The following is a 25,798-nucleotide window of genomic DNA, read 5'->3' on the forward strand; positions in this document are numbered from 1 at the left end:
GGTGGGTGATGACGGGATCGAACCGCCGACCCTCTGCTTGTAAGGCAGATGCTCTCCCGGCTGAGCTAATCACCCTTTGCTTCGCTGAGGCCGCGAAATTTACGCAGGTACCGAACCTAAGTCAATAGCCTGATTGAAGTTTTTTTAAAAAAGCAATTTTTAGCCACAAGCTTCAAGCGGCAAGTTAAAAACAAAAAAGCGAACACCCGGTCCGCTCTTGCTCTTGCCTTTTCTTGCAGCTTGAAGCTTGCCGCTGCCCTACTCGACGTAGATCATTTTCTTGCTCATGCCGCCGTCGACCACGAACTCCTGGCCGGTGACGAACCCTGAGTTCTTCGACAGCAACCAGGCAACCGTCGCAGCAACGTCCTCCACCGTCCCTACCCTGCCCGCCGGATGCTGTGCATGATCGGCATCGGACAACGGCTCGGCGCGGCGCTGTGAAGGATCACGGGCGTCGATCCAGCCTGGGCTGACCGCGTTGACCCGCACCTGCGGTCCCAGGCTCATGGCCAGGGCGTGCGTGAGGGCCAGCAGACCGCCCTTGCTCGCGGCATACGCCTCGGTATCGGGTTCGGACTGTCGCGCGCGGGTGGAGCTCAAATTGACAATGCTGCCACCGTGGGCACGCAAATAAGGCGCACAGTGCTTGGCGAGCAACATGGGGCCGGTCAGGTTCACTGCCAGCACACGGTTCCAGTGCGCAAGGCCAAGACTTTCCAGCACGGTGTTGCGGGGATCGGCCACCGCAGCGTTGCAGACCAGCGCATCCAGGCGACCGAACATGCCGAGCACATCGGCAACGCCGCTGGCCACCTGCTCTTCGCTGGAGACGTCCATGGCGATGAACGAGGCGTTTTCGCCCAGCACACCGGCCACGGTCTCGCCGCGCTGCCGATCGACATCGGTCAGCACGACCTGCCAGCCTTCGGTGATGAGCCAGGCAGCGATGCCCAGCCCGATCCCCCGCGCCGCGCCGGTGACCAACGCGACCCGGCCGTTGTGCACGCTGGCGGCGTCCATCGTCAACTCGCTCACGACATCACTCACAACGCAGCCAGACCCCGCGTCAGGTCGGTCTTGAGGTCGGCAACGTCTTCCAGACCCACGGCAACCCGGATCAGGCTGTCGCGAATACCGGCAGCTTCCCGCTCCTGCGGCGACAGACGGCCGTGGGATGTGGTGCCCGGGTGGGTGATGGTGGTCTTGGTGTCGCCCAGGTTGGCGGTGATCGAAATCAGACGCGTGGCGTCGATGAAGCGCCAGGCGCCCTCTTTGCCACCCTTGACCTCAAAGCTCACGACCGCACCGAATGCCTTCTGCTGGCGCTTGGCGAGCTCGTGCTGCGGATGGCTTTGGAGACCGGCGTAATGCACCTTCTCGATGCCATCCTGCTGCTCCAGCCATTGCGCCAGTTCAAGGGCGCTTTGGCAGTGGGCGCGCATGCGCACGTTCAGGGTTTCGAGGCCCTTGAGGAACAGCCAGGCGTTGAACGGGCTCAGGCTCGGACCGGCCGTGCGCAGAAAACCTACGACTTCCTTCATCTGCTCGCTGCGACCGACCACCACGCCCCCCATCGCGCGGCCCTGGCCGTCGATGAATTTGGTGGCCGAATGCACGACCACATCAGCACCCATGCGCAGCGGTTGCTGCAGCGCTGGGGTGCAGAAGCAGTTGTCGACGACCAGCATCGCGCCCTTGGCGTGAGCGATCTCGGCCAGCGCGGCGATGTCGACCAGCTCGGCGAGCGGGTTGGACGGCGACTCGACGAACAGCAGTTTGGTGTTGGGCTTGATCGCCGCGTCCCAGCCAGACAGCTCGGCCAGCGGAACGTAGTCGACCTGCACGCCAAAGCGCTTGAAGTACTTCTCGAACAGGCTGATGGTCGAGCCGAATACGCTTTTGGACACCAGCACGTGATCGCCGGCGCTGCACAGGCTCATCACGGTCGCCAGGATCGCCGACATGCCGGTGGAGGTCGCCACGGCCTGCTCGCCACCTTCCAGCGCGGCGATGCGCTCTTCGAACGAATGCACGGTCGGGTTGGTGTAGCGCGAGTAAACGTTACCCGGCTGGTCACCGGCAAAGGTCGCGGCCGCGTCGGCGGCCGTTCGGAACACGTAGCTCGAGGTGAAAAACAGTGGATCGCTGTGTTCGCTCTCCGGCGTACGGTGCTGACCAGCGCGCACGGCGAGGGTATTGAAACCCACGCCTTCCAGATCGCTGTCCAGTCGACCGGCATCCCATTTCTGAGTCATGCCGCCTGCTCCTTATCTGATCACTTGTCTGAATTAATTGTTGTACAGATCGATGATCGCACTGACAGCCTGATTCTTGACCTTGGAAGCGTCGTTACGCGCCTGCTCGATCTTGTTCAGGTAATGCTCGTCGATGTCACCGGTCACGTACTTGCCGTCGAAAACCGAGCAATCGAAGTTGTCGATCTTGATCTTCTTGCTGCCGCTGACCGCCTCGATCAGGTCGTTCAGATCCTGATAGACCAGCCAGTCGGCACCGATGAGGTCGGCCACGTCCTGGGTGGTACGGTTGTGAGCGATCAGCTCATGGGCACTCGGCATGTCGATGCCGTAGACGTTAGGGAAGCGCACGGCCGGGGCCGCCGAACAGAAATACACGTTCTTGGCGCCGGCTTCGCGGGCCATCTGGATGATCTGCTTGCAAGTGGTGCCGCGCACGATGGAGTCGTCCACCAGCATCACGTTCTTGCCGCGAAATTCCAGTTCAATGGCGTTGAGCTTCTGGCGCACGGATTTCTTGCGCGCCGCCTGGCCCGGCATGATGAAGGTACGGCCGATGTAGCGGTTCTTCACGAAGCCTTCGCGGAACTTGACGCCCAGGTGATTGGCCAGTTCCAGCGCGGCGGTGCGGCTGGTGTCGGGAATCGGGATGACCACGTCGATGTCATGATCCGGACGCTCGCGCAGGATCTTGTCGGCCAGCTTCTCGCCCATGCGCAGGCGCGCCTTGTAGACCGAGATGCCGTCGATGATCGAATCCGGACGCGCCAGGTAAACGTGTTCGAAGATGCACGGTGCGTATTTCGGGTTGGCCGCGCACTGACGGGTGTGAAGCTTGCCGTCTTCGGTGATGTACACCGCTTCGCCTGGGGCCAGGTCACGGATAAGGGTGAAGCCCAGCACATCCAGGGACACACTTTCGGAAGCGATCATGTACTCCACGCCTTCGTCGGTGTGACGTTGGCCGAACACGATCGGGCGGATGGCGTCGGGGTCGCGGAAGCCGACGATGCCGTAGCCGGTGATCATGGCCACGACCGCGTAGCCACCACGGCAGCGGTTATGCACGTCGGTCACGGCAGCGAAGATGTCTTCTTCGGTCGGCTGCAGCTTGCCGCGAACGGCCAGCTCGTGGGCGAAGACGTTGAGCAACACTTCCGAGTCGGAGTTGGTGTTGACGTGGCGCAGGTCAGATTCGTAGATCTCCTTGGCCAGTTGCTCGACGTTGGTGAGGTTACCGTTGTGCGCCAGCGTGATGCCGTACGGCGAGTTGACGTAGAACGGCTGGGCTTCGGCCGAGGTCGAGCTGCCCGCGGTTGGATAACGTACGTGACCGATGCCCATGTGACCGACCAGGCGCTGCATATGGCGCTGCTGGAAGACGTCACGGACCAGACCGTTGTCCTTGCGCAGGAACAACCGGCCATCATGGCTGGTCACGATACCGGCAGCGTCCTGGCCGCGGTGCTGGAGGACGGTGAGCGCGTCATACAGCGCCTGATTGACGTTCGACTTGCCGACGATACCGACGATGCCACACATGCGACACAACCCCTACTTAGTGGAACTGGATTTACCGATCACATCCTGCGGCGTTACCGACGGCAAGAGGTGATCCTTGAACGGGATATCAACAGGTACGCTGACCCCGCTGGCTAGCCACTTGCTGGACATCCCGAGAATCAGGTTTTTCGACCAGTCAGCGACCATCACGAACTGTGGCAGCAGTCGAGACTGCTGCCACCATTGATCCTGTTGTACCGGGCCCAGGCTCAACAGCCCTACCGCAACTACGACCAGCAGGCCTCCGCGCGCGGCGCCGAAGACCATACCCAGAAAACGATCGGTCCCGGACAGCCCGGTGACGCGAATCAGTTCCCCGATAAGAAAGTTGACCATGGCGCCGACCAACAGGGTGGCGACGAAAAGAATGGTGCAGCCCGCAATCACGCGCGCCGAAGGTGTTTCGATGTAATTGACCAGATACTGGGCCAGCGAACCGCCAAACATCCAGGCCACGACACCTGCGATGATCCAGGTCAGCAAGGACAACGCTTCCTTGACGAAGCCGCGCTTGAGACTGATCAAAGCGGAGATGGCGACAATCGCGATGATCGCCCAGTCAACCGGAGTAAATGACACGTTGCAGCCTACAGACTGATGAGGCGGCGCATTTTAGCAGAGCGCTCGCCCGGCGGTAAGCAGGGATTGAGGGTAGTCACCAATTAAGGCGAACTATTGGACTTTGCATAAAGAGAAAGGCGGCAAGCGCCGCCGTTTCTGCTTACTTACGCTCGGGCACGAAGCGCACGACGATGCCGTTCAGCTTCTGCTGCTTGTTGAGCTGATCACGCAGACGGTCAGCTTCAGCACGCTCGATCAGCGGCCCGACAAATACCCGGTTCACACCATCGGAGGTGCGGATGTAGGCGTTGTAACCCTGGGTGCGCAGGGTCTTTTGCAGGTTGTCGGCGTTGGCCCGGTTGGACAGGCTCGCCACCTGAACCGCCCAGGTGATCGACAGGCCATTGGCATCGACCCGATTGGTGTCAGCGGCCAGCGGGGGTGGCGATGCGGGCACGGCAGGTGCAGAGGCCGGTTTTGATGGCAGCGGCACGGGCGTGGTTTTGACAGCAGGCGCTGCTGCCGCAGGTTTGGCCGGTGCAGGCGCTGGAGCGATCGGCATCGACGGTGGCTGCTGGTTAACGGCAGGACGCGCCGGCTGAGTCAGCTCTTCGTCGGTCGGTACAGGCTCTTGCGGCAAAGGCTGCTGCTCGGGAACCGACACCGGCTCGACCTTGATCGGCGCAACGGCAGGCGCTTGCGGCGCGGCAGGCGCGTCCACCTGCACGTGGCGGGCTTCGTCCTGACGCGAAAACAGCATCGGCAGGAAGATCACCGCGATGGCGATCAACACCAAAGCGCCGACCATCCGCTGTTTGTACGCCTTATCCAGCAAAGCCATGTGTCACTTCCTCCGTGACGCGCCAGCAAGCCATTCCAGGGCCTCGGCTACGCAATAAAAAGACCCGAACAGCACGATTTCATCATTGGCTGTCGCCTGCGCGCATTGAGCCTCAAGGGCCTGCACGACATCGGGATAGGACGTCACGACGGCGCCAAGGTTCTGCAGGGCCAGGGCAATCTCCTGCTCCGAGCGACTGCGCGGGGTTGGCAGCGGCGCAACCGCCCAACTGCTGAAGCAGCCGACAAGCTCGCCGAGCACGCCGTCCAGATCCTTGTCGTTGAGCAGCCCGAACACCGCCAGGCGCTTGCCCGCCACCGGGCGCCGATTCAGGCGCTGGGCCAGGAACACCGCCGCATGCGGATTGTGGCCTACATCCAGCAGGACGTGCAGCTGCTTGCCCTGCCATTCGAAGGTGCGACGATCAAGACGACCGGTCACCCGCGTATCGAGCAAGGCCTTTCGAATCGCTGCGTCCTGCCAAGGCAAGCCCAGCAACAGATAAGCCTGCAAGGCCAATGCAGCGTTCTGCATCGGCAGATCGAGCAGCGGCAGATCGCGCAATTCAACGCGCTGGCCCTTGGCATCGGTGCCGAACCAGTTCCAGCTCGCGGCTTCAATGGACAGGTCGAAATCTGCGCCACGCAACGACAGCGGGCACTTCAATGCGTTGGCCTGATCCAGCAGAGGCTGCGGCGGGTCAATGTCGCCGCACAAGGCAGGACGCCCTTCGCGGAAAATACCGGCCTTCTCGAATGCAACGGATTCACGGGTATTGCCCAGCCATTCGGCGTGATCGACGCCAATGCTGGTGACCAGCGCCATGTCGGCATCGATCAGGTTCACCGCATCCAGACGCCCGCCAAGACCGACTTCCAGCACCACGGCATCCAGCGCCGCCTGCTCGAACAACCAGAACGCCGCCAGCGTGCCCATCTCGAAGTACGTCAGCGAGACAGCGCCGCGCGCCTTTTCGATGACCTCAAATGCCTGGCATAACTGTGCGTCGGTGGCTTCAACGCCCTCAATCTGCACACGCTCGTTGTAGCTCACCAGATGCGGCGAGCTGTAGACGCCGACCTTGAGGCCCTGCGCCTGCAGCAGCGAGGCGACAAAGGCGCAGGTCGATCCCTTGCCGTTGGTGCCGGTAACGGTCACGACCCGCGGCGCGGGGCGACTCAAGCCTGCCTGCAACGCGACCTGACGCGAACGATCCAGCCCCATGTCGATGGCGGAGGGATGCAGCTGCTCCAGGTAGCTGAGCCAGTCGCTCAGAGAGCGTGCGGTCATATGTTGGCCGGAGCCGGTGGAACCACGATAGGTTCGAGCTTCGGTGCCACGAATTTCGGTGTTGGCAGGCCCATCATCTGCGCCAGGATATTGCCCAGACGCTGACGCAGCTCGCCACGGGCGATGATCATGTCGATCGCGCCGTGATCCAGCAGGAATTCGCTGCGCTGGAAGCCTTCCGGCAATTTTTCGCGCACGGTCTGCTCGATCACCCGAGGACCGGCGAAACCGATCAGTGCCTTGGGTTCGGCAACGATCACGTCGCCCAGCATCGCAAGACTTGCCGACACACCACCGTAGACCGGATCGGTCAGCACGGAAATGAACGGCAGGCCTTCTTCACGCAGACGCGCCAGCACGGCCGAGGTCTTGGCCATCTGCATCAGGGAGATCAGCGCCTCCTGCATGCGTGCACCGCCGGAAGCAGCGAAACAGATCATCGGGCAGCGTTTTTCCAAGGCGTAGTTGGCCGCCTGAACGAAACGTTCGCCAACGATGGCGCCCATGGAACCGCCCATGAATGAGAATTCGAAGGCGCTGCACACCACAGGCATGCCCAACAGGGTGCCGCTCATGGAGATCAGGGCGTCTTTTTCGCCCGTCTGCTTCTGGGCAGCGGTCAGGCGATCCTTGTACTTCTTGCTGTCGCGGAATTTCAGGCGGTCAACCGGCTCCAGATCGGCACCGATTTCCTGACGGCCTTCGACGTCCAGGAAGATGTTCAGACGCGCGCGGGCGTCGATACGCATGTGGTGGTTACATTTCGGACAGACGTCCAGGGTTTTTTCCAGCTCGGGACGATAAAGCACCGCTTCGCAAGACGGGCACTTGTGCCACAAGCCTTCGGGTACCGAGCTTTTCTTGACCTCGGAACGCATGATCGAAGGGATCAGTTTGTCTACCAACCAGTTGCTCATGCTTTCTCTCTCCAGTACCGGTGGCGTGAACGCGATGGCAGTCAGTGCCACGCGCAGGCCCTTAAAACGAATTCATGTGCAGCATCGCAACGTCCTGCAACGATCGGCGCCAGCGCCGGACCAGTCGCAAGGACCGTGCCTTGATACTGCCCTCTACCTGTTGCAGCGAAACGCTTGCGCGTCTTCGCCTGTTCAATTTGTGGCGGCCCGCATTCTGCGGTCGCAGGCTAGTGGACGGCGACCGCCTGCCTGCCGTCACATCGAAGGCCTGCGCCCGCGAAAAAACGCTTACGCGCCGTGCACTGCACTCATGAATGCACGGATCTTGTCGTGATCTTTCAGCCCCTTGGCTCGCTCGACCCCGCCGCTGACGTCCACCGCATAAGGCCGCACCTGGGCGATGGCCTGGGCGACGTTAGCCGACGTCAGCCCGCCCGCCAGGATGATCGGTTTGCTCAGCTGTTTTGGAATCAATGCCCAGTCGAAAGTTTCGCCGGTGCCACCCGGAACGCCCGCGACATAGGTGTCCAGCAGAATGCCGCTGGCCTTGTGATACCGATCGCAGCTGGCGGCGATGTCGTCACCGGCCTGCACGCGCAGCGCTTTGATCCAGGGGCGATGATAGCCTTCGCACTGCTCGGGAGTTTCATCGCCGTGGAATTGAATGAGGTCCAGAGGAACGGCATCGAGCAGTGCCTTCAGCGCATCACGCTTGGCGTTGACGAACAGCCCCACCGTGCTCACGAACGGCGGCAATTGGGTGATGATCGCCTGCGCCTGCTCGATGGTGACGGCCCGCGGACTCTTGGGGTAGAACACGAAGCCGATGGCATCGGCTCCCGCATCGACAGCGGCCAGCGCATCTTCTATGCAGGTAATCCCGCAGATCTTGCTGCGAACGGCTGACATGTAGTGAATACCTCAAGCCTTGCGAAAGTCCCGGATGTTAGCAAATGCTATTCCGGGCGTCAGCCGCCAAGTTCCGCGAAGCCTGTAAGAAAGTGCGGCCCGATGTAACGTTCCGGCAACGGGAATTCATCGCGGTACTCGACCTGCACCAGATAAAGCCCGAATGGATGGGCCGTGACCCCGCCTGTACGGCGCACGCGGCTTTCAAGGACGTCACTGGCCCACTCGATCGGCCGCTCCCCTGCCCCGATGGTCATCAGCACGCCTGCAATGTTGCGCACCATGTGGTGCAGGAATGCGTTGGCGCGAATGTCGATGACGATCATCTTGCCGTGGCGCGTCACGCGCAGGTGGTGGATCTGCTTGATCGGCGACTTGGCCTGGCACTGACCGGCGCGGAACGCGCTGAAGTCGTGGGTGCCCACAAGATACTCGGCCGCCAGCGCCATGCGCTCGACGTCCAGCGGACGATGGTTCCAGGTGATCTCCTGGCCCAGATGCGCAGGGCGAATCTGATCGTTGTAGATCACGTAGCGGTAACGGCGGGCGATGGCCTTGAAGCGCGCGTGAAAATGCGCTGGCATCTCTTTGGCCCAGGTGACGCTGACGTCATGGGGCAGATTGATATTGGCGCCCATGGTCCAGGCTTTCATGCTGCGCACGGCCTGGGTGTCGAAGTGTACCACCTGACCGCAGGCATGCACGCCCGCATCGGTGCGACCGGCGCACATCAGCGAGACCGACGAGTCGGCCACTTTGGACAAGGCGTCTTCCAGGGTTTCCTGAACGGTCAGTACGCCGGTGGTCTGGCGCTGCCAACCGCTGTAGCGCGAGCCTTTGTACTCCACGCCCAGTGCGATTCTGAAAAAACCTTCAGCAGCCATTTCGGCGGCCGCTGTCTGTGCCTCGGTGTCTGTGATTGCCAAGTGCTTAAAGCCTGTGGATGTGCGCAAGGGCGGCCATTATACGGATGACGGAAAAAGACGCCATTGGCGGCCGACGCCAGCCTCCATTCTTGCGCCAGCTGTGGGGAGCGAATTCATTGGCGAAAGGTCGGTACGGTCACCACATATCAGTCGCCTGAAACATCTTTTGCGAATGAAGTCGCGCCGACAGGTTTCTTCCCCCCTTTTATTGCCATAAACGAAAACGACCGCCGGAGCGGTCGTTTTCAAGGGGCCTGCAAGCGGATCAGGCCAGACGCGACAGCATCTCGCGCGCTTCGCTCTTCTGCCCGTCGTCACCTTCGGCCACGACCTCATCGAGAATGTCGCGCGCGCCGTCAGCGTCGCCCATTTCGATGTAGGCCCGCGCCAGATCCAGCTTGGTGGCGGCTTCATCCGTACCGGAAAGGAAGTCAAACTCCGGCTCGTTGTCATCGGCCAGCAGCGCATCGTCCTCGCCGAAGGTGGGTGCTTCGTCGAACGGCTTGGCGATCGGCGGTTGTTCCAGGCTTTGCGACAGACGTTCGAGTTCGGCGTTGACGTCGTCGATTTCGGAGGCAAAAGCCTGGGAAGCCTGGTCGGTTTCCATCTCATCGGCCAACGACAGATCGAAATCGTCCGGCAGCTCGAGTTTGTCGTCCGGGCCTTGCTTGCTGGCGCCCAGGTCGGCCGTTTCTTCAAACGCCGGGAGGTCGCGCAACTCGTCGTCCCTGCCCGAACCCAAAAGGGCGTCATCTTCAGCCCTGAGGCCCGACTCTTCTTCCGCCAGGTTCAGGTCGAAATCGTCCAGATCGGTCGATTCGGCAGGCTTGGCTTCGGTCTGCTCGCGCAGGATGGCGTCGAAATCCAGATCATCGGACGTCGAACTACCAAACGGTGCATCCAGATCCAGCTCGTCAAATCCGGCGTCGGCGACAGGCGCGCTACGGTCCGGCACCTCGGTCGGCGAGGCCGCTTCCAGATCGTCCAGACTCAGGTCGAATGCGGTATCAAAATCATCCGACGCTTGGGCGACAGGCTCCGCAGCGGGTTCAGGCTCGACCCGCGGCGCAGGTGTTTCAGGCTCTTGCTTGTCGGTGAGCAGGTCTTCAACGTACTTGGCGTCCATATCGGCCGCCAATGCCGCCGCCGCGGCAACACCGGCCGCTGCCGTTGCGGCGGCTGCCATGGCCGGGTAACGGGATTTCAGTTGCTCGACATCAGCGTGGTTCTTGCCGGTAGCGACCAGTTGGCGCTCCTGAGCCACAAAACCGGACTTGTTGTCCTGCTGGGCGTAGATCTCCATCAGCTTGAGGCGCAGCTCACTGCGCTCAGGCTCTTCCTTGATGGCTTCTTCCAGCAACGCGGCCGCCTGATTGGTGCGGCCATAGGCAATGTGGATTTCAGCCTGAACGAGTACGTCGGTTGGGCGTTCGCGGGTCGGCTCAATGATGACGGCCGCCAGCGGTGCCGGCTTTACAGTGGGCGGAGGAACCTCCAGACCCTCGAAACTGCTTTCGGGCATGTTCATGTCAGAGGCGAAATCGGACTCTTCCGATAGCGCACGGGCCATTTGCCGATGTCTTTCCGCCTCAAGGATCGCATTGCGGCGACGCACCATCAGCAAGACCAGCAACAGCAGGACCAGCACCGCCGCGCCACCGATCAGGCCCAGCAGCATCGGGCTTGCAAGGATCTTGTCCAGCGCGCTCTGGTTGTCGGGGTTGGCAGCGGCATCCGGCTGCGTGACCAACGGCTGATCCGGGGTCGCGCCGGTAACGTTGGCACCTTCAACCGGCAGCGCGTCTTCCGGGGCAATTTCATTCGGCGGCTTGCCAGCGGTGTCCGGCGCAGCGGGCGGCGGAACGATCTGCGCAGGCATGGCAGGGTTCGCGGCATTGTTCGGATTGGTCACGCTGTTCGGGCTGACCGTGCCGTTGGCGTTATCCACAGGTGGCGGAACGGCTGCCCCGGCGGCCTGCATCTTGGCCAGTTGGTCGTTCTTCAGTTCGATCAGGCGCTGCAGTTTGTCGAGCTGGCTCTGCAGATCGCCCATGCGGCTTTTCAGCTCGGCGTTGTCGCGGCGAGTGCTGTCGAGGCTCTCTTGGGTCACGGCCAGTTTGTTGGCCAGTTCCGCATCACCCGAGGCACCTTTTGCGCCGGGTCTGGCGTTGGCAGCCACGAGGCTCAGGTTGTCCTTGGCGTCGATTTGCGCCGGGGCGGCGCCCGCTCGGTCCCGACGAGTCGCATCAACCTGTCGCGCGCCACCCGGCAAACGACGGCCTTCACGCCACGCACGATTCTGCTCGGCGACTTCCGCGACCGCCCGCGGCTGCGGCAGCGCGGTGGCTTCCTGCGGCGAAGGCAGGCGCAACACCTGGCCCTTCTTCAGGCGATTGATGTTCCCTGCGATGAAGGCGTCCGGGTTGAGCGCCTGAATCGCCAGCATGGTCTGCTGAACCGTACCGCCATTGCGTACGCGCTCGGCGATTTCCCACAGCGTGTCGTTATTGGCGGTGGTGTATTGGGTGTATTTGGGTTCTGGTGCAGCGGCTGGAGCCGGGGCAGGCTCAGTCGGAGGTGGCGTCTCGGCGGCTGGTGCCTGAGCAGGCGCGGTGGTTGGCGCCGTCGACGGCAATTGCGCCGTCGCGGCAGCAGCGGCCTGTGGCGACACCTTGGGCGGATCGAGCAACAGGCTGTATTCGCGCAAGGCACGGCCGTTAGGCCACAGCACCTGCACGAGAAATTTCACGTAAGGGTCACGGATGGGTTTGGTCGAGGTGATACGCAGCACGCTTTTGCCGCCGGGATTGACCACCGGAGTGAACACCAGGTCGTCGAGGATCGGCATGCGTCCCACGCCGGCCTGCGCGAACTCGGCAGACGTCGCCAGACTCGGCACCACCTGCGCGGAATTGAGATCTTGCACCTGCGTGAGTTCGATTTCGGCCAGCAGCGGTTGGTTCAGGCTCGACTTGACGGTCAAGCCACCGAGGCCGAGCGCCTGAGCCATCCCCGATGACAACGCCGAGGCTGCAGCGATTGCTAAAACCAGTTTACGAACCTGAACCATAGCCCATCCCTTGTTTAAAATTTCCCCGGCAACCGAGAAGATAAAGCCTGCTAGGGCGTAGGGCGTTTCGACACGCCACAGCTCGAATGATTCTTTGAATTGTTGGCAAGTATCTTTTACGCAACATCTTTTATCAACAATTCAGCCACCTGCACAGCGTTGAGGGCCGCGCCTTTGCGCACGTTGTCCGACGTGACCCAGAAATCCAGCGCACAGTCATCGTCGATCCCGCTGCGCAAACGTCCTACATAGACAGCGTCCTGCCCGACCGCGTCGCCGACCGGCGTCGGGTAATCCCCGGCATCTACTAGATCGATGCCGTCAGCCGAATCCAGCGCCGCACTGATCGCCGCAAGGTCAACCCTGGCAGCGCTCTGCACTGACACGCTCAGGCTATCGCCAAAGAACACCGGGACCTGAATGCAGCTCACGCCGACCTTGATTAAAGGCAGCGACAGCAGCTCGCGCAACTCGCTGACCATGCGTTTTTCAAGTGGCACGTGGCCTTGCGCATCAGGTACGCCCACCTGAGCAAGGACGTTGAACGCCATTTGACGGTCAAACACGCGGGGTTCCAGCGGACGCACGTTGAGCAGCTCGGCGGTCTGACGCGCCAGTTCAGTCACGCCTTCCCGGCCCTGGCTCGACACCGCCAGACACGCCGTGACACTCACCCGCTGCACATCCAGCAACCCGCGCAGCGGCCCCAGCACCATGGCCAGCGCGGCGGCCGTCGGGCTTGGGCAAGCGACCTGAACGGGTTTGGCGAGGGTCGCCAGCAGCGTGCCGTTGACCTCGGGGACCACGTTGGGTGCCTGTTCCACCGGCAGCCCGCCCGACAGGTCGATCACCGCACAATCCGCGGCAGTGGCGCGAGCCGCGAAGCTGCGGGTCACAGCGGGGCCTGCGGCGAAGAATGCGATCTGCACCTTGGCGAAATCGAACGCATCGACCTCACGCACGCGCACGTTCTTGCCCCGATAGGCCACCGAGCTACCCGCGGATTCGGAACTGGCCAGCAAGTGCAGCTCGCCGACCGGGAAGTCGCGCTCTTCAAGGATCTGGACGATGGTTTCGCCGACAGTACCGGTGGCGCCGATCACGGCGATATCAAAGGACTGGCTCATGCAAAAACCTCAGAAAAATCGGGGGCGGCACTTTAACCGCGAGTTGAAAGCCAGGCAATTGACCTGGCCACAAGGATGACTGTCAGCGTGTGGCGTCAGGGTTCAAGCCCGATGGGAAAGAACTCGCCATGGCTCCACACACCCAGCCAGCGCTGACCGTCGATTTCGCGGCTGACCGCCAGATCGACCAGTTGATAGAAAACGTTGCGATGAATCAACGCTTCCAGATTGCTGCGCACATGCACGTAAGGCGCTGGCTCCTGAGTCGCCGGATCGATGCTGACGCGCAACGGATGCTTGGCGCTCGCCTCTACCGTGTCGTCAACATTGCTGGTGAAACGCAGGACCTGAGACTCACCCTCGCCTTCCACCTCCAGCAGCACCGCCACGAAGGGCGCATCGTCGACCGTGATGCCGACTTTCTCGACCGGGGTGATGAGAAAATAATCATCGCCATCGCGACGAATGATGGTGGAAAACAGGCGCACCATCGGCTTACGACCGATTGGCGTGCCCAGATAGAACCAGGTGCCGTCACGGGCGATACGCATGTCGATATCGCCACAGAAATCGGGATTCCACAGATGCACGGGCGGCAAGCCCTTGCCGGTCTTGGGGAGTTGCGCCAACAGATCGTTGGCTTTGCCCGCACCATTCATACGCTGCTCCTCAGCGGGCTTGGACGCCCAACAGACTGCGAGCGTAATCCTCCATGGGCGGACCTAGCAAATCCTCTGGCTTGGTGTCGTACAAAGTCAGCAGGCCACCACGGCTGTGAATCCGCGCCGAATCGATGAGGTAGCGGGTGCTGGTTTCGATCAGCATCAGCTGGATCACGCCGCTGTCGATGCCCAGACGGTCGACAGCTTCCTGGTCCGACCACTCATCGAAGTTGCCGATGCGATCGTCTGCCCTGGCAAAGCGGGTGTACAGCAGGTAATGCGCGCCCGCGGCACGAGCTTCGTTCATCGCCTCGTCCAGACCTTCCGGCGCGCGAGCACGACGAACCATCGGGAAGTACTCGACGAAGCCGTTGAAGGCTTCTTCAGCCACCACGTTAGGCCGCGGATTGGCACTGCCCGGCGGGGCGAACGCGCCTTGGGCGATATAGATGAAGGAGTCCGGCTGCAGGCGGAAATTGTTGATCCGGCGCGTCGAGCTGTGATCCAGCAGGCCCGCATCACTGAGCTCATCATGGGCGCCCTGTGCCAGATCGCTGACGTGCATGCAGCCACTGAGCATTAGCAACGTCAGCAGTAAAACCAGACTACGCATTACTTCCTCCAAAGTCCGGCGACGGAAAACCGGCGAATGGCCGGGTAATGCAGCTTTTGCGCCAGCTCAGCGGAAATCAGCGGGGACTTTCATCTGTGGGAGCGAATTCATTCGCGAGAGGCAGGTACATCCGACACACATATAACGCCCGACCCACCGCCTCGCGAATGAATTCGCTCCCACAGGGGGGAACGTGCCACGTCGCCAACATCGCGCTCAGCCCCCGATGATTTTCATCACCGTCGCGCCGCCGGAAAACGCCACCGCCTGTTTGTCATCCAGCGCCTTGATCAGCAGACGCTGCAAAGCAGGCAAGGCCTGATGCCGGGGCTTGTCGAGCAGGTCCCCGACATAATGGCGATTGCTCGACGACAAACACCCATGCAGCCAGCCTGTAGAAGACAGACGCAAGCGCGAGCACGTCCGGCAGAACGGCACACTTTCGTTGGCAATCACGCCGAAATGACCTTTGCCGGGAATGCGATAGCGCACTGCCGTGGCGTCCACCGGCGCATCAGCCTGCTGGTATTCGTAACGCTCGCCGATCAACGCCAGCAACTGATCGAGGCTGACGAATTGCTGCAGGAAACCGTTGTGATCCCCCGCCAGATGCCCCATGCGCATCAGCTCGATGAACCGCAGCTCGTAATCACGGGCCAGACAATAATCGAGCAGCGGCATGACCTGATCCAGATTACTGCCACGCAACGGCACCATGTTGACCTTGATGCGGATGCCCGCCGCCCTCGCCTGCTCCATGCCATCAAGCACGGTCGCCAGGTCGCCTCCCCGGGCAATGGCGCGAAAGGCCGAAGGGTCAAGGGTGTCCAGCGACACATTGATCCGACTGATCCCCGCCTTGAGCAGGATCGGCAGTTTGCGCGCCAGCAGCTGGCCATTGGTGGTCAGGCTGATATCGGCCAGGCCCATCCGCCCGACCTGCCCCATGAAATGCTCAAGGCGCGGACTCACCAGCGGCTCGCCTCCCGTGATACGCAGCCGCTCGATGCCCGCCGCTTCGATCAGGTATTCAACGCCCCGCGCCATGGCATCAGCCGACAGCTCGTTCTGCGCAGCCACCAGCCGCTTGCCATCGGGCACGCAGTAGGTACAGGCGTAATTGCACGCAGACGTCAGACTGATCCGCAGATTGCGGAAACGTCGGCCTTGGCGATCAACGATCATGGAGAGCTCCGGGAAGAAATGCAGCGCGCAAAAGCTGACTCAAAAATCAACTTTTGGCAAGGGTCATTCCGGGCAAAGATGTGACTGCGGATGGCAGACACCGGACGGTGCCTGCCAGGGTGCTCGGTGAGCCGATCAGCTACCGGAGATTTCCGGCTTGAGGTCGTGACCGGTTTCCGGATCGCGCTTGCGCTTGTTGCCCATGCGCACGCCGATGTCCATCAGGAACTGGAAAAAACCTTCCTGATCTTCGAGCACGTTGCTCCAGAACGGCGAGTGGTACAGCGCCACCGCGCCGTGCACCAGCGCCCAGGCCGCGCAGTAATGGAAGTACGGCGGCACGTCTTCGAGCTTGCCTTCGGTGATGCGGCCCTTGATCAGCAGGGTCAGGTGTTCGAAGTTCGAGGCGCGGATCTTGTGCAGTTGCTCCACCATCTCAGGCACTTGATTGCCTTTGACCACCTTCTCTTCCAGCCGGTCGAACAGGCGATAGCGCTGCGGGTCACGCATGCGGAATTCGAAGTAGGCACGGGACAGTGCCTCCTTGTCCTTGTCGACGTCGGCAGAGTGCAGCAGCTCGTTCAAATCGCGCTCGTAGTCGAGCATCAGGCGCAGGTAGATCTCCGCCTTCGACTTGAAGTGCTTGTAGATGGTGCCTTTGCCAATACCCACGGCATCAGCAATCATCTCGACGGTGACACTGTCTTCACCCTGTTCGAGAAACAGCTTTAACGCGGTATCGAGAATTTCTTGCTCACGGCGCCGAAACTCACGGACCTTACGAGGTTCTTTCTGCATAGGAAGAGGCTGTGGAGTCAAAATCGAAGCCGCACATTATGCCTAACTTGCGGGAAATTGCACGGATCATCCGACCATGTCCACGTTTCAAGAAGCGTTTTCGCAAGCGCATTATTCGCGTTATCTCAGCTTGAAGCGGTCAAACCGTGGCCAGACACGCGCGACCCACCCAGTGCAAAATTTAGCCAAAAGAGAACGTTTTGCTGGGCCCGCGGGACTATTTTGACTGAGTGAGAGTCGGGCAATACCTTCGTGAACGAATGGGGAATGGCTGAACGTTACGTCGACCGATGGTAGCTCGCTGGTCAAAAAAAACCTGTTAAGCCCTATCTTCTGTCGCTTTTGGCGTCGACTGAAACTGCGGCGCCCTGGTGATCGCTAACTGCGAGAATTCCAGTACAGCGCCCCAAGCTTTGAGGTATCAGCAGCAGACTGGGTATTCCAAAACTGTTTAAAAAACGTACAGCAGAGCGCTGGACGCCCGTGGAATATGACCAATACTTACATTCGCTGATGCGGCATCTCCCCCAAGTGCTGGCATCGGTAAAGGCACCAATGGATAGCGTGTCTTTGTTTTACTCCTAATGGTCTTAACCCGGATTCACCCCCCAGAACCCGGGTTTTTTTTGCCTGCGATTCGACGACCTCAGGCAGCCTTGACCCGGGCAAGCGGGAACAGGCGTCTGAAGTTCTCGGTGGTCTGCTGCGAGAACCGCTCGAAGCTCTCGCCCCGTAACATCGCCAGGAACTCCGCCACCTCGCGCACGTATTGCGGCAGGTTCGGCTTGCCGCGATACGGGATCGGCGCCAGGTAAGGGGAATCGGTCTCGACCAGCAGACGATCGGCAGGCACTTTGCTCGCCACGTCACGCAGGGCGTCGGCGTTGCGGAAGGTCACGATGCCCGACAGGGAAATGTAGAACCCCAGGTCCAGCGCAGCCTTGGCCATGTCCCAGTCCTCGGTGAAGCAATGCAGCACGCCTGCCTGGGGCAACGCGGCTTCGCGCAGCAGTTCGAGGGTATCGGCGCGAGCGCCACGGGTGTGCACGATCACCGGTTTGCCCGTCGCATTGGCGGCCTGCAAGTGCAGACGAAACGATGCCTGCTGCAACTCGGCCGCTTCAGGTTCGTAGTGATAATCAAGGCCGGTTTCGCCGATGGCGACCACGCGCGGGTGATTCAGCTCGCCCAACAGCCATTCCAGCGCGGGCGCCTCGCCAGGCTTCAAGTCAAGTGGATGAATGCCCACCGAGCAATCCACGTCGTCGTAACGGTCGGCCAAAGATTTGACCTCGGCGGCGTTATCGGCACTGACGCCGATGCAGAGAAAATGCCCGACGCCCCGGCCACGCGCCGCTTCCAGCGCGTTATCGAGGGAGCCTGCGTGCTGAGTGAGATCGAGACGATCCAGGTGACAATGGGAATCTACAAGCATGGGAACCGCAGCAATTTACATCGTATGAGTGGGACGGTCGGATTTGAGGGCACCGGCCAGGTAATTTTCGATCATGTTCCGCGCGGTGTTGTCACCGTCGTTGAACTGCACGCCGACGCCCGCCGCGCGGTTGCCTTGGGCACCTTTGGGGGTGATCCAGGTGACTTTGCCAGCGACCGGGATCTTTTCCGGCTCGTCCATCAAGTTGAGCAACATGAACACTTCATCTCCCAGCTTGTAGCTTTTGCTGGTAGGAATGAACAGGCCGCCATTCTTGATAAAGGGCATATAGGCGGCATACAGGACCGACTTGTCCTTGATCGTCAGAGACAGGATGCCGTTACGTGGACCCGGGCTCAGGGGGACGCTCATCTCAACTTCCTCTGTAGAATGCTGATGTCATGCGGCCAGTCTACCCCTGTCCGGTCAGAGATGCCCACTGCACCAATAACGCTTCGAGCAACAAAACACGATTCAGGTTCGCTTTGGACAGCACTTTCTGACGTTGCAGCAGAATCCAGTCCTGCATGGCCAGGACTTTACCCTGGGGCGACTTCTGCGCCAGATACTGCACCACCTTGCGCATGTCGGCCAATCCAAGGCCGTTTTCGTCATCAGTGAGCTGATAACGCAGGATCAGGTTCGACCAGTCGCAGAACCAGTCGAACAACAGCAACAGCGGCACATCCTTCCAGCCCTCGGCCAGCTGAGTCGGCGATTGCTGGCCCTTGAGCAGCTTTTTCACACCATCGACCACCAGCGCGCGCTGTTCACGAACACCTTGAGCCTGAAGGGTGACCGCTGCCAGTGGCGAGCCTGCAGCCAGGGTCAGCAGCTCGACACGTTCTTCTTCAGTACAGTCAGGCAACGCATCGGCCAGCCAGGCCACGCTCATGGCCGCGCTCGGCAGCGGGCAGGCCTGTTGAACGCAACGGCTCTTGATGGTCGGCAGCAAACGGCTCGGCTGATGGCTGACCAGCAGCAAAACGGTGTCGCCGGAAGGCTCTTCAAGGCTTTTGAGCAGAGCGTTGGCGGCGTTGATATTCATCGACTCGACCGGCTCGATCAGCACCACCTTGCGCCCGCCCATCTGCGCGGTCTGCACCACGAAGCTGACCAGATCACGCACCTGATCGACCTTGATCGCCTTGTCTGCTTCTTCAGGCTCCAGCACGTAGTTATCAGGGTGGCTGCCCGCAGCGAGCAGCGAACAGGACTTGCACTGACCACAGGCCTCAAGCCCCTCGGGACGCTGACAGAGCAGCAGGTGCATCAACCGTTCGGCCAGTGCACGCTTGCCGATTCCGGCAGGCCCGTGCAGCAGATAGGCATGGGCGTGCTGCTGACGACCGGCCAGTTGCTGCCAGAGGCTCTGCTGCCAGGGATAGGCCTCAGCCATGCTTACGATCCGCCAGCAGTTTCAGCAGCTCGGGCAGCAAGGTGTCGAGGGACGTCTGCACCTGATCCAGCGGTAGCGCGGCTTCGACCAGGCGGTAACGCTCGGGCGCAGCGGCAGCGCGATTCAGGTAAGTGCTGCGCACCGCTTCAAAGAAGGCACGGCCTTCCTGCTCGAAGCGATCGAGCCGACCACGAGCGCTCGCCCGCGCCAGACCAATCTCGACCGGCAGGTCGAACACCAGCGTCAGATCCGGGCGCAAAGCACCCTGCACGAAATCTTCCAGCGCGGCGATACGCTCGACAGACAAGCCGCGGCCGCCGCCCTGATAGGCGTAAGTTGCGTCGGTGAACCTGTCGCAAAGCACCACGGCGCCACGGGCCAACGCCGGGCGAATCACACCGGCCAGATGCTGAGCGCGAGCGGCGAACACCAACAGCAGCTCGGTATCGGCGTCCATTTGTTCATCGCTGGGCGCGAGCAGCAGTTCGCGAATGCGTTCGGCCAGAGGTGTACCGCCTGGTTCACGGGTCAACACCACGTCGATACCGTGGCTGCGCAGGCGCTCGGCCAGGTATTCGCGGTTGGTGCTCTTGCCCGCGCCTTCGGGACCTTCCAGGGTAATAAACAAACCAGTCACAGGCAGTCCTTCATCAGATTCATTGCGGGCTCGACTCGCTTTTTCCGGCCTTGCCGCTGGCCTCGGTCGACGGAGCAGATGGCTCAGGGGCCGGCGGTTCCGCGCCCGGTTTTGCAGATTCTTTTGGCTCGGCGAGCGTTGGCTCGGCCGGTTTTGGTTCAGGCTGCGGTACTTGCGGCGGCGTTACTGGCGTCAACTCAACCGGCGGCTTTTCAGCGCTCGGTGCAGGCTCGCCACTCGGTGCCGGGTTCGAGACAGGCGCAGGGCTTGAACGGTAATCAGCCCGGCGCTTGAGCTGAAACTCCTTGACCGCCGCGTTGTGCGCGTCCAGATCCGCCGAGAACACGTGACTGCCATCACCCCGCGCCACGAAGTACAGGCTGTTGCCAGGCACCGGATTCATCGCAGCATGAATTGCCTCACGTCCGACCATCGAAATGGGCGTGGGCGGCAGACCGGAAATCACGTAGGTGTTGTACGGCGTAGCCTCTTTCAGAAACGCACGTGTGATCTTGCCGTTGTAACGCTCACCCAAACCGTAGATGACCGTAGGATCGGTCTGCAGCAACATGCCCTGCTGCAGGCGTCGCACGAAAACGCCGGCAATCTGCCCACGCTCTTGGGGGACGCCGGTTTCTTTCTCGACCAGCGAAGCCATGATCAGCGCTTGATAAGGGTCGACATAGGGTACATCGGCGGCGCGCTTCTCCCACTCATCCTGCAGCACTTCATCGAGGCGATTGTAGGCCTGTTTGAGCAGCTCGACGTCAGTCATGCCGCGCACATAGCGATAGGTGTCGGGGAAAAAACGCCCCTCAGGAAAGACGTTGGGATGCCCGATTTTGACCATCAGTTCGCTGTCGCTGAGAGAGGTCAGGGTCTGTTCGAGCTTGGCCTGCCTGGCCAGCGCGGCGCGCACCTGGCGGAAATTCCAGCCTTCGACCAGGGTCAGGCTGTATTGCACGACCTCGCCTTTCTGCCACAGGGCGAGCAAGGACTTGGCGTCCATCCCCGGGGTCATGCGGTATTCACCGCTGTGCAGCGATTGGCCTGCGAGGTTGAAACGCCAATAGAGGCGCAACCAGAACGCGTCCTTGATGACGCCATCGGCTTGCAGACGATTGAGAACGCCGGTAGGCGATGCGCCAGACGGCACATCGAGCAATTGTTCTTGAGTGAGGTTCAGCGGTTGTTGCAGCGCATTGTTCTGCTGCCAGAAGGCCAGACCCAGCAACAGCCCCGCCAGAACCACACCTGTTTCCAGCAAGACGAATAATTTTCGGATCACGAATCAGATATCCAGAAGCCCGCGAACGAGGTGTTGCAGTTTACGGGTGACCGGGCCAACGGGCCAGTTCAGTTGTTCGAAGCCACGAACCGGCCAGATGCCGTACACGCTGTTACAGACAAACACTTCGTCGGCCTTGTGCAGATCGGACATTTGCAGGTCCAGCGCCCGCACCGCCAGATTAGCCTGCTCGGCCTGCGCGAGCAGCTCGGCACGCATCACGCCAGCCACACCACAACGGGTCAGGTCAGGCGTCAATAACACACCGCCCTTGACCAGAAACAGGTTGCTGTAGACCGCCTCGACAATGCGTCCAGATGTGTCACGCATCAAACCTTCAGCATGGTCGCTGTCGCTCCACTCGTTACGGGCGATGACCTGCTCCAGACGATTGAGGTGCTTGAGCCCTGCGAGCAGTGGCTGCTCGGCGAGCCGCGTGCGGCAAGGAAACAGACGCACACCCCGCTCGGCATTCGCCTGTGGATAAGCGGGCAACGGGCTGGCCTGCAGAATGCGCCGCGCCGGAGCACCTGCGGTAGGTGCGTAGCCCCGCAGGCCGTCGCCACGGGTGATGATCAGTTTCATCACCCCGAGGCCCAGCTGCGTGGCAAACGCCCGACATTCGGACTCAATCAAGGGCAGATCGAGCGCAAACGCCAGACGCTTGCCCGCCAGCGCCAGGCGCTGCATGTGACGCTCGAACAGCAACGGCTGCCCCGCCTTGACCAGGATGGTCTCGAAGAAACCATCCCCGTAGGCCAACCCCCGATCCTTCACGGACAGGGAGTTGTCGGGCGCGCCGTCGATCCAGCACAAGGTCATTCGGCGAACCGGCGGAACACCAGAGAGCCGTTGGTGCCGCCAAAACCAAAGGAGTTGGAGACCACGACATCGATCGGCATGCTGCGCGCCTCATGAGGCACAAAGTCCAGATCGCAGCCCTCGCTCGGCTCATCGAGGTTGATGGTCGGCGGGGCGATCTGGCCGTTGATCGCCAGCACACTGAAGATCGCCTCGATGGCGCCTGCAGCACCCAGCAAGTGGCCGGTCATGGACTTGGTCGAACTGACCGCCAACTTGTAGGCGTGATCGCCGAACACCGACTTGATGGCGTTCACTTCGGCCAGATCGCCTGCCGGAGTCGAAGTCCCGTGAGCATTGATGTACTGCACCTGATCCGGAGCGATTTTCGCGTCACGCAAGGCGTTGGTGATGCAACGGGCCGCACCTGCGCCATCGTCGGGCGGCGAGGTCATGTGGAACGCATCGCCGCTCATGCCGAAGCCGATCAGCTCGGCATAGATAGTCGCGCCGCGGGCCTTGGCGTGCTCGAGCTCTTCAAGCACCAGCGCGCCGGCACCGTTCGACAGCACGAAGCCATCACGGCCCTTGTCCCACGGACGGCTCGCCCGGGTCGGTTCATCATTGCGGGTCGACAATGCGCGGGAGGCACCAAAGCCACCCATGCCCAGACCGCAGGCCGCCATTTCAGCGCCACCGGCGATCATCACGTCGGCTTCGTCGTAGGCGATGTTGCGCGCTGCCATGCCAATGCAGTGCGTACTGGTGGTACACGCCGTGGCGATGGCGTAGTTCGGTCCCTGTGCGCCCAGATGGATCGACAGGAAACCGGAAATCATGTTGATGATCGAACCCGGCACGAAGAACGGGGAGATCTTGCCAGGCCCCTGCTCATGCAGCAGGCGACTGGTGTTTTCGATGTTGGTCAGGCCGCCGATACCGGAGCCCATCGCCACACCCACGCGCTCGCGATTGGCGTCGGTGATTTCGATCCCGGCGTTGCGCACAGCTTGAAAGCTGGCAGCCAGGCCGTACTGAATGAACAGGTCGAGACGGCGCGCCTCTTTGGGCGACAGATATTCTTCGACGTTGAAGCCTTTGACCGAGCCGCCGAAACGGGTCGTGTAGGCCGAAAGGTCCGTGTGTTCGATGGGGCCAATGCCACTCCGGCCAGCCAGAATGCCTTGCCAGGTGCTGGGCACATCGTTACCCAGTGGCGTCAGCATACCCATACCGGTGACCACGACGCGTCTACGCGACACAGGACTCTCCTTTAATCTATTGACGAAACGCTGGCCCTGTTTAAAGAAAAAACCGCACGCCTGAGGCAGTGCGGTTTCTCCAGGACAGCAAACTACGATTACAAAGTCTTAAGCCTGGTGGCTGGTGACGTAATCGATAGCAGCTTGAACAGTGGTGATCTTCTCGGCTTCTTCGTCAGGGATTTCGGTCTCGAATTCCTCTTCCAGAGCCATCACCAGCTCAACGGTGTCAAGGGAGTCGGCACCCAGGTCTTCAACGAAAGAAGCAGTGTTTACGACTTCTTCAGATTTGACGCCAAGTTGCTCGGCAACGATTTTCTTGACGCGCTCTTCGATGGTGCTCATACCGTGTTTTAACTCCTAGTGGACAAATTCGGGCAGCTGGCCGATGGGTAAGTGTATAGAAGAGGTTTTGCGTATTTCAAGCTAAACGCAATTCCCGCTACGCCCATCGCCCCGCAACCCATCAATAGATTTCAGCTTTATAACGGATTTTAGACAGCCCGTATGACATTTTTTCGATACGGGAAGTCACATGTACATGCCGCCGTTCACGGGGATTGTAGCCCCGGTCACGTAACCTGCACCTTCCGAGGCAAGAAAAGCGACCACATGCGCGATCTCTTCGGCCTGCCCCAGTCGACCCAGTGGAACCTGGGCCGTCAGGGAATCACGTTGTGCCTCTGGCAGCTCGCGCGTCATATCGGTATCGATAAAGCCCGGCGTGACCGAGTTGACGGTCACGGCACGCGAACCGACTTCACGCGCCAATGCGCGGCTGAAGCCTTCCAGACCCGCTTTAGCGGCGGCATAGTTTACTTGACCGGCGTTGCCCATGGCACCCACTACCGAACCGATGCTGATGATGCGGCCCCACCGGGCTTTGGTCATACCGCGCAGAACACCCTTGGTCAGACGATACAGACTGGTCAGGTTGGTGTTGATGACGTCATGCCACTCGTCATCCTTCATGCGCATCATCAGGTTGTCACGGGTGATGCCGGCGTTGTTGACCAGGATCAACGGCGCGCCAACGCGCTCGGTAATCTGTGCCAGAACGGCGCTGACCGACTCGTCGTTGCCGACATCCAGGGCCAGACCGAAGCCTTCGACACCGTTTTCCTTGAAGCAGGCGGTGATTTTCTCGGCACCGGCTTCAGAGGTGGCGGTACCCACGACGGTTGCGCCGTTACGACCCAATTCCAGGGCGATTGCCCGGCCAATGCCACGGCTCGCGCCGGTGACCAGTGCAACTTTACCTTGCAGACTCATGCAAGCGTCTCCTAATCGGGATCAGACCAGCGCTGCGCGAGCGGCAGCGAAGGCATCCGGGGTGTTGAGGTTGTAAGTGTTCACGCCGTCGGCGCAACGCTTGTTCAGACCGGCCAGAACCTTGCCTGGACCGCATTCGACCAGCTGCAGCGCGCCATTGGCGGCCAGCGCCTGAATTGACTCGACCCAGCGAACCGGCTTGTACAACTGTTGCAGCAAGTCGGTTTTCAGGGTGTCCAGATCCGAAACCACGCTGGCGCTGACGTTCTGCACCAGAGGGATCTGCGGCGCCTGCCAGTCGATGGCGGCGATGGATTGGGCGAAGCGCTCGGCAGCCGGGCGCATCAGTTCGCAGTGCGACGGCACGCTGACCGGCAGGGGCAGCGCACGCTTGGCGCCCTTGGCCTTGCACACTTCGATGGCGCGTTCGACCGCCGCCTTGGCACCGGCGATGACCACCTGGCCAGGCGAGTTGAAATTCACGGCGCTGACCACATCGCCCTGAGCCGCTTCGGCGCAGGCTGCGATGACGTCAGCGTCTTCCAGACCGAGAATGGCTGCCATGCCGCCCTGCCCCGCAGGCACGGCTTCCTGCATCAACTGACCACGACGCTCGACCAGCTTGACAGCCTCACCCAGCGACAGGCTGCCAGCGGCAACCAGCGCGCTGTATTCACCCAGGCTGTGACCGGCAACGAATGCCGGACGCACGCCACCTTCGGCCAGCCACAGACGCCACAGAGCGATCGAGGCGGTCAGGATGGCCGGCTGGGTTTTGTCGGTCTGGTTGAGGTTTTCTTCCGGGCCCTGCTGGATCAGAGCCCACAGGTCATAGCCCAAAGCGTCGGAGGCTTCTTTGAACGTGTCCAGGACCAGCGGGTACTGCGCGCCCAGCTCGGCGAGCATGCCGAGGGACTGCGAGCCCTGGCCCGGAAAGACGAATGCGACGGAAGCAGACATTAACAAGCCCCTGATTATTGTCGT

The 25,798-nt window shown here is 61.2% G+C and carries 24 protein-coding genes, 1 tRNA gene and 1 pseudogene; all 26 read right to left on the bottom strand.

Features of this window, described 5'->3' with window-relative positions:
• Positions 1–2: 2 nt before the first annotated feature.
• Positions 3–75: transfer RNA gene (locus AC07V9_RS26590), tRNA-Val, on the bottom strand.
• 183 nt (positions 76–258) lie between these two features.
• Positions 259–1,023 (bottom strand): SDR family oxidoreductase, encoded by a 765-nt coding sequence (locus AC07V9_RS26595; RefSeq protein WP_495018654.1) that lies wholly within the window; start codon positions 1,021–1,023, stop codon positions 259–261.
• 23 nt (positions 1,024–1,046) lie between these two features.
• Positions 1,047–2,258: an O-succinylhomoserine sulfhydrylase gene (locus tag AC07V9_RS26600; RefSeq protein ID WP_495018607.1), complete on the bottom strand. Its 1,212-nt coding sequence runs from the start codon at positions 2,256–2,258 to the stop codon at positions 1,047–1,049.
• Positions 2,259–2,291: 33 nt separating this feature from the next.
• On the bottom strand, positions 2,292–3,800 hold the full coding sequence (purF, locus tag AC07V9_RS26605; RefSeq protein ID WP_495018608.1) for an amidophosphoribosyltransferase: 1,509 nt from the start codon (positions 3,798–3,800) through the stop codon (positions 2,292–2,294).
• 12 nt (positions 3,801–3,812) lie between these two features.
• A complete protein-coding gene (locus AC07V9_RS26610) occupies positions 3,813–4,400 on the bottom strand; it encodes a CvpA family protein (RefSeq protein WP_404640482.1) in 588 nt (195 codons plus the stop codon).
• Between the two features lie 142 nt (positions 4,401–4,542).
• Positions 4,543–5,223 carry an SPOR domain-containing protein gene (locus tag AC07V9_RS26615; RefSeq protein WP_495018609.1) on the bottom strand — a complete coding sequence of 227 codons (681 nt, stop codon included), beginning with the start codon at positions 5,221–5,223 and terminating at the stop codon, positions 4,543–4,545.
• A pseudogene (gene folC / locus AC07V9_RS26620) lies at positions 5,207–6,513 on the bottom strand (bifunctional tetrahydrofolate synthase/dihydrofolate synthase). Before folC ends, AC07V9_RS26615 begins: the two are co-directional and overlap by 17 nt.
• Positions 6,510–7,430, bottom strand: a complete 921-nt coding sequence (gene accD, locus AC07V9_RS26625; RefSeq protein ID WP_495018610.1) for an acetyl-CoA carboxylase, carboxyltransferase subunit beta — start codon at positions 7,428–7,430, stop codon at positions 6,510–6,512. Before accD ends, folC begins: the two are co-directional and overlap by 4 nt.
• A 288-nt stretch (positions 7,431–7,718) precedes the next feature.
• On the bottom strand, positions 7,719–8,339 hold the full coding sequence (locus tag AC07V9_RS26630) for a phosphoribosylanthranilate isomerase (RefSeq protein WP_495018611.1): 621 nt from the start codon (positions 8,337–8,339) through the stop codon (positions 7,719–7,721).
• 59 nt (positions 8,340–8,398) lie between these two features.
• A complete protein-coding gene (gene truA / locus AC07V9_RS26635; RefSeq protein ID WP_495018655.1) occupies positions 8,399–9,223 on the bottom strand; it encodes a tRNA pseudouridine(38-40) synthase TruA in 825 nt (274 codons plus the stop codon).
• A 307-nt stretch (positions 9,224–9,530) separates the two neighbouring features.
• Positions 9,531–12,335 (bottom strand): motility hub landmark protein FimV, encoded by a 2,805-nt coding sequence (locus AC07V9_RS26640; RefSeq protein ID WP_495018612.1) that lies wholly within the window; start codon positions 12,333–12,335, stop codon positions 9,531–9,533.
• 116 nt (positions 12,336–12,451) lie between these two features.
• Entirely contained in the window at positions 12,452–13,462 is a 1,011-nt protein-coding gene (locus AC07V9_RS26645) for an aspartate-semialdehyde dehydrogenase (RefSeq protein WP_495018613.1), read from the bottom strand.
• Positions 13,463–13,557: 95 nt separating this feature from the next.
• Positions 13,558–14,121: a DUF1285 domain-containing protein gene (locus AC07V9_RS26650; protein ID WP_495018614.1), complete on the bottom strand. Its 564-nt coding sequence runs from the start codon at positions 14,119–14,121 to the stop codon at positions 13,558–13,560.
• 10 nt (positions 14,122–14,131) lie between these two features.
• On the bottom strand, positions 14,132–14,737 hold the full coding sequence (locus AC07V9_RS26655) for a DUF4823 domain-containing protein (RefSeq protein WP_495018615.1): 606 nt from the start codon (positions 14,735–14,737) through the stop codon (positions 14,132–14,134).
• Between the two features lie 216 nt (positions 14,738–14,953).
• Positions 14,954–15,922 (bottom strand): GTP 3',8-cyclase MoaA, encoded by a 969-nt coding sequence (locus tag AC07V9_RS26660; RefSeq protein ID WP_495018616.1) that lies wholly within the window; start codon positions 15,920–15,922, stop codon positions 14,954–14,956.
• 135 nt (positions 15,923–16,057) lie between these two features.
• On the bottom strand, positions 16,058–16,720 hold the full coding sequence (locus tag AC07V9_RS26665) for a TetR/AcrR family transcriptional regulator (protein WP_495018617.1): 663 nt from the start codon (positions 16,718–16,720) through the stop codon (positions 16,058–16,060).
• A 646-nt stretch (positions 16,721–17,366) separates the two neighbouring features.
• Complete coding sequence (locus AC07V9_RS26670; protein WP_495018618.1) at positions 17,367–18,155, bottom strand: TatD family hydrolase; 789 nt, start codon at positions 18,153–18,155, stop codon at positions 17,367–17,369.
• Positions 18,156–18,170: 15 nt separating this feature from the next.
• Positions 18,171–18,527 carry a PilZ domain-containing protein gene (locus tag AC07V9_RS26675; protein WP_037011754.1) on the bottom strand — a complete coding sequence of 119 codons (357 nt, stop codon included), beginning with the start codon at positions 18,525–18,527 and terminating at the stop codon, positions 18,171–18,173.
• Between the two features lie 40 nt (positions 18,528–18,567).
• Positions 18,568–19,554 carry a DNA polymerase III subunit delta' gene (locus AC07V9_RS26680; protein WP_495018619.1) on the bottom strand — a complete coding sequence of 329 codons (987 nt, stop codon included), beginning with the start codon at positions 19,552–19,554 and terminating at the stop codon, positions 18,568–18,570.
• On the bottom strand, positions 19,547–20,191 hold the full coding sequence (gene tmk, locus AC07V9_RS26685) for a dTMP kinase (protein ID WP_495018620.1): 645 nt from the start codon (positions 20,189–20,191) through the stop codon (positions 19,547–19,549). Before tmk ends, AC07V9_RS26680 begins: the two co-directional genes overlap by 8 nt.
• Before the next feature lie 19 nt (positions 20,192–20,210).
• Positions 20,211–21,479, bottom strand: coding sequence for an endolytic transglycosylase MltG (gene mltG, locus AC07V9_RS26690; RefSeq protein ID WP_495018621.1), 1,269 nt, complete (start codon positions 21,477–21,479; stop codon positions 20,211–20,213).
• A gap of 3 nt (positions 21,480–21,482) precedes the next feature.
• On the bottom strand, positions 21,483–22,301 hold the full coding sequence (gene pabC / locus AC07V9_RS26695; protein WP_495018622.1) for an aminodeoxychorismate lyase: 819 nt from the start codon (positions 22,299–22,301) through the stop codon (positions 21,483–21,485).
• The gene (fabF, locus tag AC07V9_RS26700) at positions 22,298–23,542 is read right to left on the bottom strand and encodes a beta-ketoacyl-ACP synthase II (protein ID WP_495018623.1); all 1,245 of its coding nucleotides are present in this window, start codon (positions 23,540–23,542) and stop codon (positions 22,298–22,300) included. Before fabF ends, pabC begins: the two co-directional genes overlap by 4 nt.
• 108 nt (positions 23,543–23,650) lie before the next feature.
• Complete coding sequence (acpP, locus tag AC07V9_RS26705) at positions 23,651–23,887, bottom strand: acyl carrier protein (RefSeq protein ID WP_002552692.1); 237 nt, start codon at positions 23,885–23,887, stop codon at positions 23,651–23,653.
• Positions 23,888–24,073: 186 nt separating this feature from the next.
• Positions 24,074–24,814 carry a 3-oxoacyl-ACP reductase FabG gene (fabG, locus tag AC07V9_RS26710; protein ID WP_495018624.1) on the bottom strand — a complete coding sequence of 247 codons (741 nt, stop codon included), beginning with the start codon at positions 24,812–24,814 and terminating at the stop codon, positions 24,074–24,076.
• A gap of 21 nt (positions 24,815–24,835) precedes the next feature.
• Positions 24,836–25,774 carry an ACP S-malonyltransferase gene (fabD, locus tag AC07V9_RS26715; protein WP_495018625.1) on the bottom strand — a complete coding sequence of 313 codons (939 nt, stop codon included), beginning with the start codon at positions 25,772–25,774 and terminating at the stop codon, positions 24,836–24,838.
• Positions 25,775–25,798 lie beyond the last annotated feature (24 nt).

This window comes from Pseudomonas sp. GW821-FHT02A11, from assembly GCF_059421985.1.

Coding starts and splice junctions, on each gene's coding strand:
- truA (WP_495018655.1), bottom strand. CDS start 9,223: ATGGCTGCTGAAGGTTTTTTCAGAATCGCACTGGGCGTGGAGTACAAA.
- AC07V9_RS26680 (WP_495018619.1), bottom strand. CDS start 19,554: ATGGCTGAGGCCTATCCCTGGCAGCAGAGCCTCTGGCAGCAACTGGCC.
- AC07V9_RS26630 (WP_495018611.1), bottom strand. CDS start 8,339: ATGTCAGCCGTTCGCAGCAAGATCTGCGGGATTACCTGCATAGAAGAT.
- AC07V9_RS26595 (WP_495018654.1), bottom strand. CDS start 1,023: ATGGACGCCGCCAGCGTGCACAACGGCCGGGTCGCGTTGGTCACCGGC.
- fabG (WP_495018624.1), bottom strand. CDS start 24,814: ATGAGTCTGCAAGGTAAAGTTGCACTGGTCACCGGCGCGAGCCGTGGC.
- AC07V9_RS26650 (WP_495018614.1), bottom strand. CDS start 14,121: ATGAATGGTGCGGGCAAAGCCAACGATCTGTTGGCGCAACTCCCCAAG.
- acpP (WP_002552692.1), bottom strand. CDS start 23,887: ATGAGCACCATCGAAGAGCGCGTCAAGAAAATCGTTGCCGAGCAACTT.
- AC07V9_RS26615 (WP_495018609.1), bottom strand. CDS start 5,223: ATGGCTTTGCTGGATAAGGCGTACAAACAGCGGATGGTCGGCGCTTTG.
- AC07V9_RS26655 (WP_495018615.1), bottom strand. CDS start 14,737: ATGCGTAGTCTGGTTTTACTGCTGACGTTGCTAATGCTCAGTGGCTGC.
- accD (WP_495018610.1), bottom strand. CDS start 7,430: ATGAGCAACTGGTTGGTAGACAAACTGATCCCTTCGATCATGCGTTCC.
- fabD (WP_495018625.1), bottom strand. CDS start 25,774: ATGTCTGCTTCCGTCGCATTCGTCTTTCCGGGCCAGGGCTCGCAGTCC.
- AC07V9_RS26640 (WP_495018612.1), bottom strand. CDS start 12,335: ATGGTTCAGGTTCGTAAACTGGTTTTAGCAATCGCTGCAGCCTCGGCG.
- AC07V9_RS26600 (WP_495018607.1), bottom strand. CDS start 2,258: ATGACTCAGAAATGGGATGCCGGTCGACTGGACAGCGATCTGGAAGGC.
- purF (WP_495018608.1), bottom strand. CDS start 3,800: ATGTGTGGCATCGTCGGTATCGTCGGCAAGTCGAACGTCAATCAGGCG.
- AC07V9_RS26645 (WP_495018613.1), bottom strand. CDS start 13,462: ATGAGCCAGTCCTTTGATATCGCCGTGATCGGCGCCACCGGTACTGTC.
- AC07V9_RS26660 (WP_495018616.1), bottom strand. CDS start 15,922: ATGATCGTTGATCGCCAAGGCCGACGTTTCCGCAATCTGCGGATCAGT.
- AC07V9_RS26670 (WP_495018618.1), bottom strand. CDS start 18,155: ATGCTTGTAGATTCCCATTGTCACCTGGATCGTCTCGATCTCACTCAG.
- AC07V9_RS26665 (WP_495018617.1), bottom strand. CDS start 16,720: ATGCAGAAAGAACCTCGTAAGGTCCGTGAGTTTCGGCGCCGTGAGCAA.
- pabC (WP_495018622.1), bottom strand. CDS start 22,301: ATGACCTTGTGCTGGATCGACGGCGCGCCCGACAACTCCCTGTCCGTG.
- AC07V9_RS26675 (WP_037011754.1), bottom strand. CDS start 18,527: ATGAGCGTCCCCCTGAGCCCGGGTCCACGTAACGGCATCCTGTCTCTG.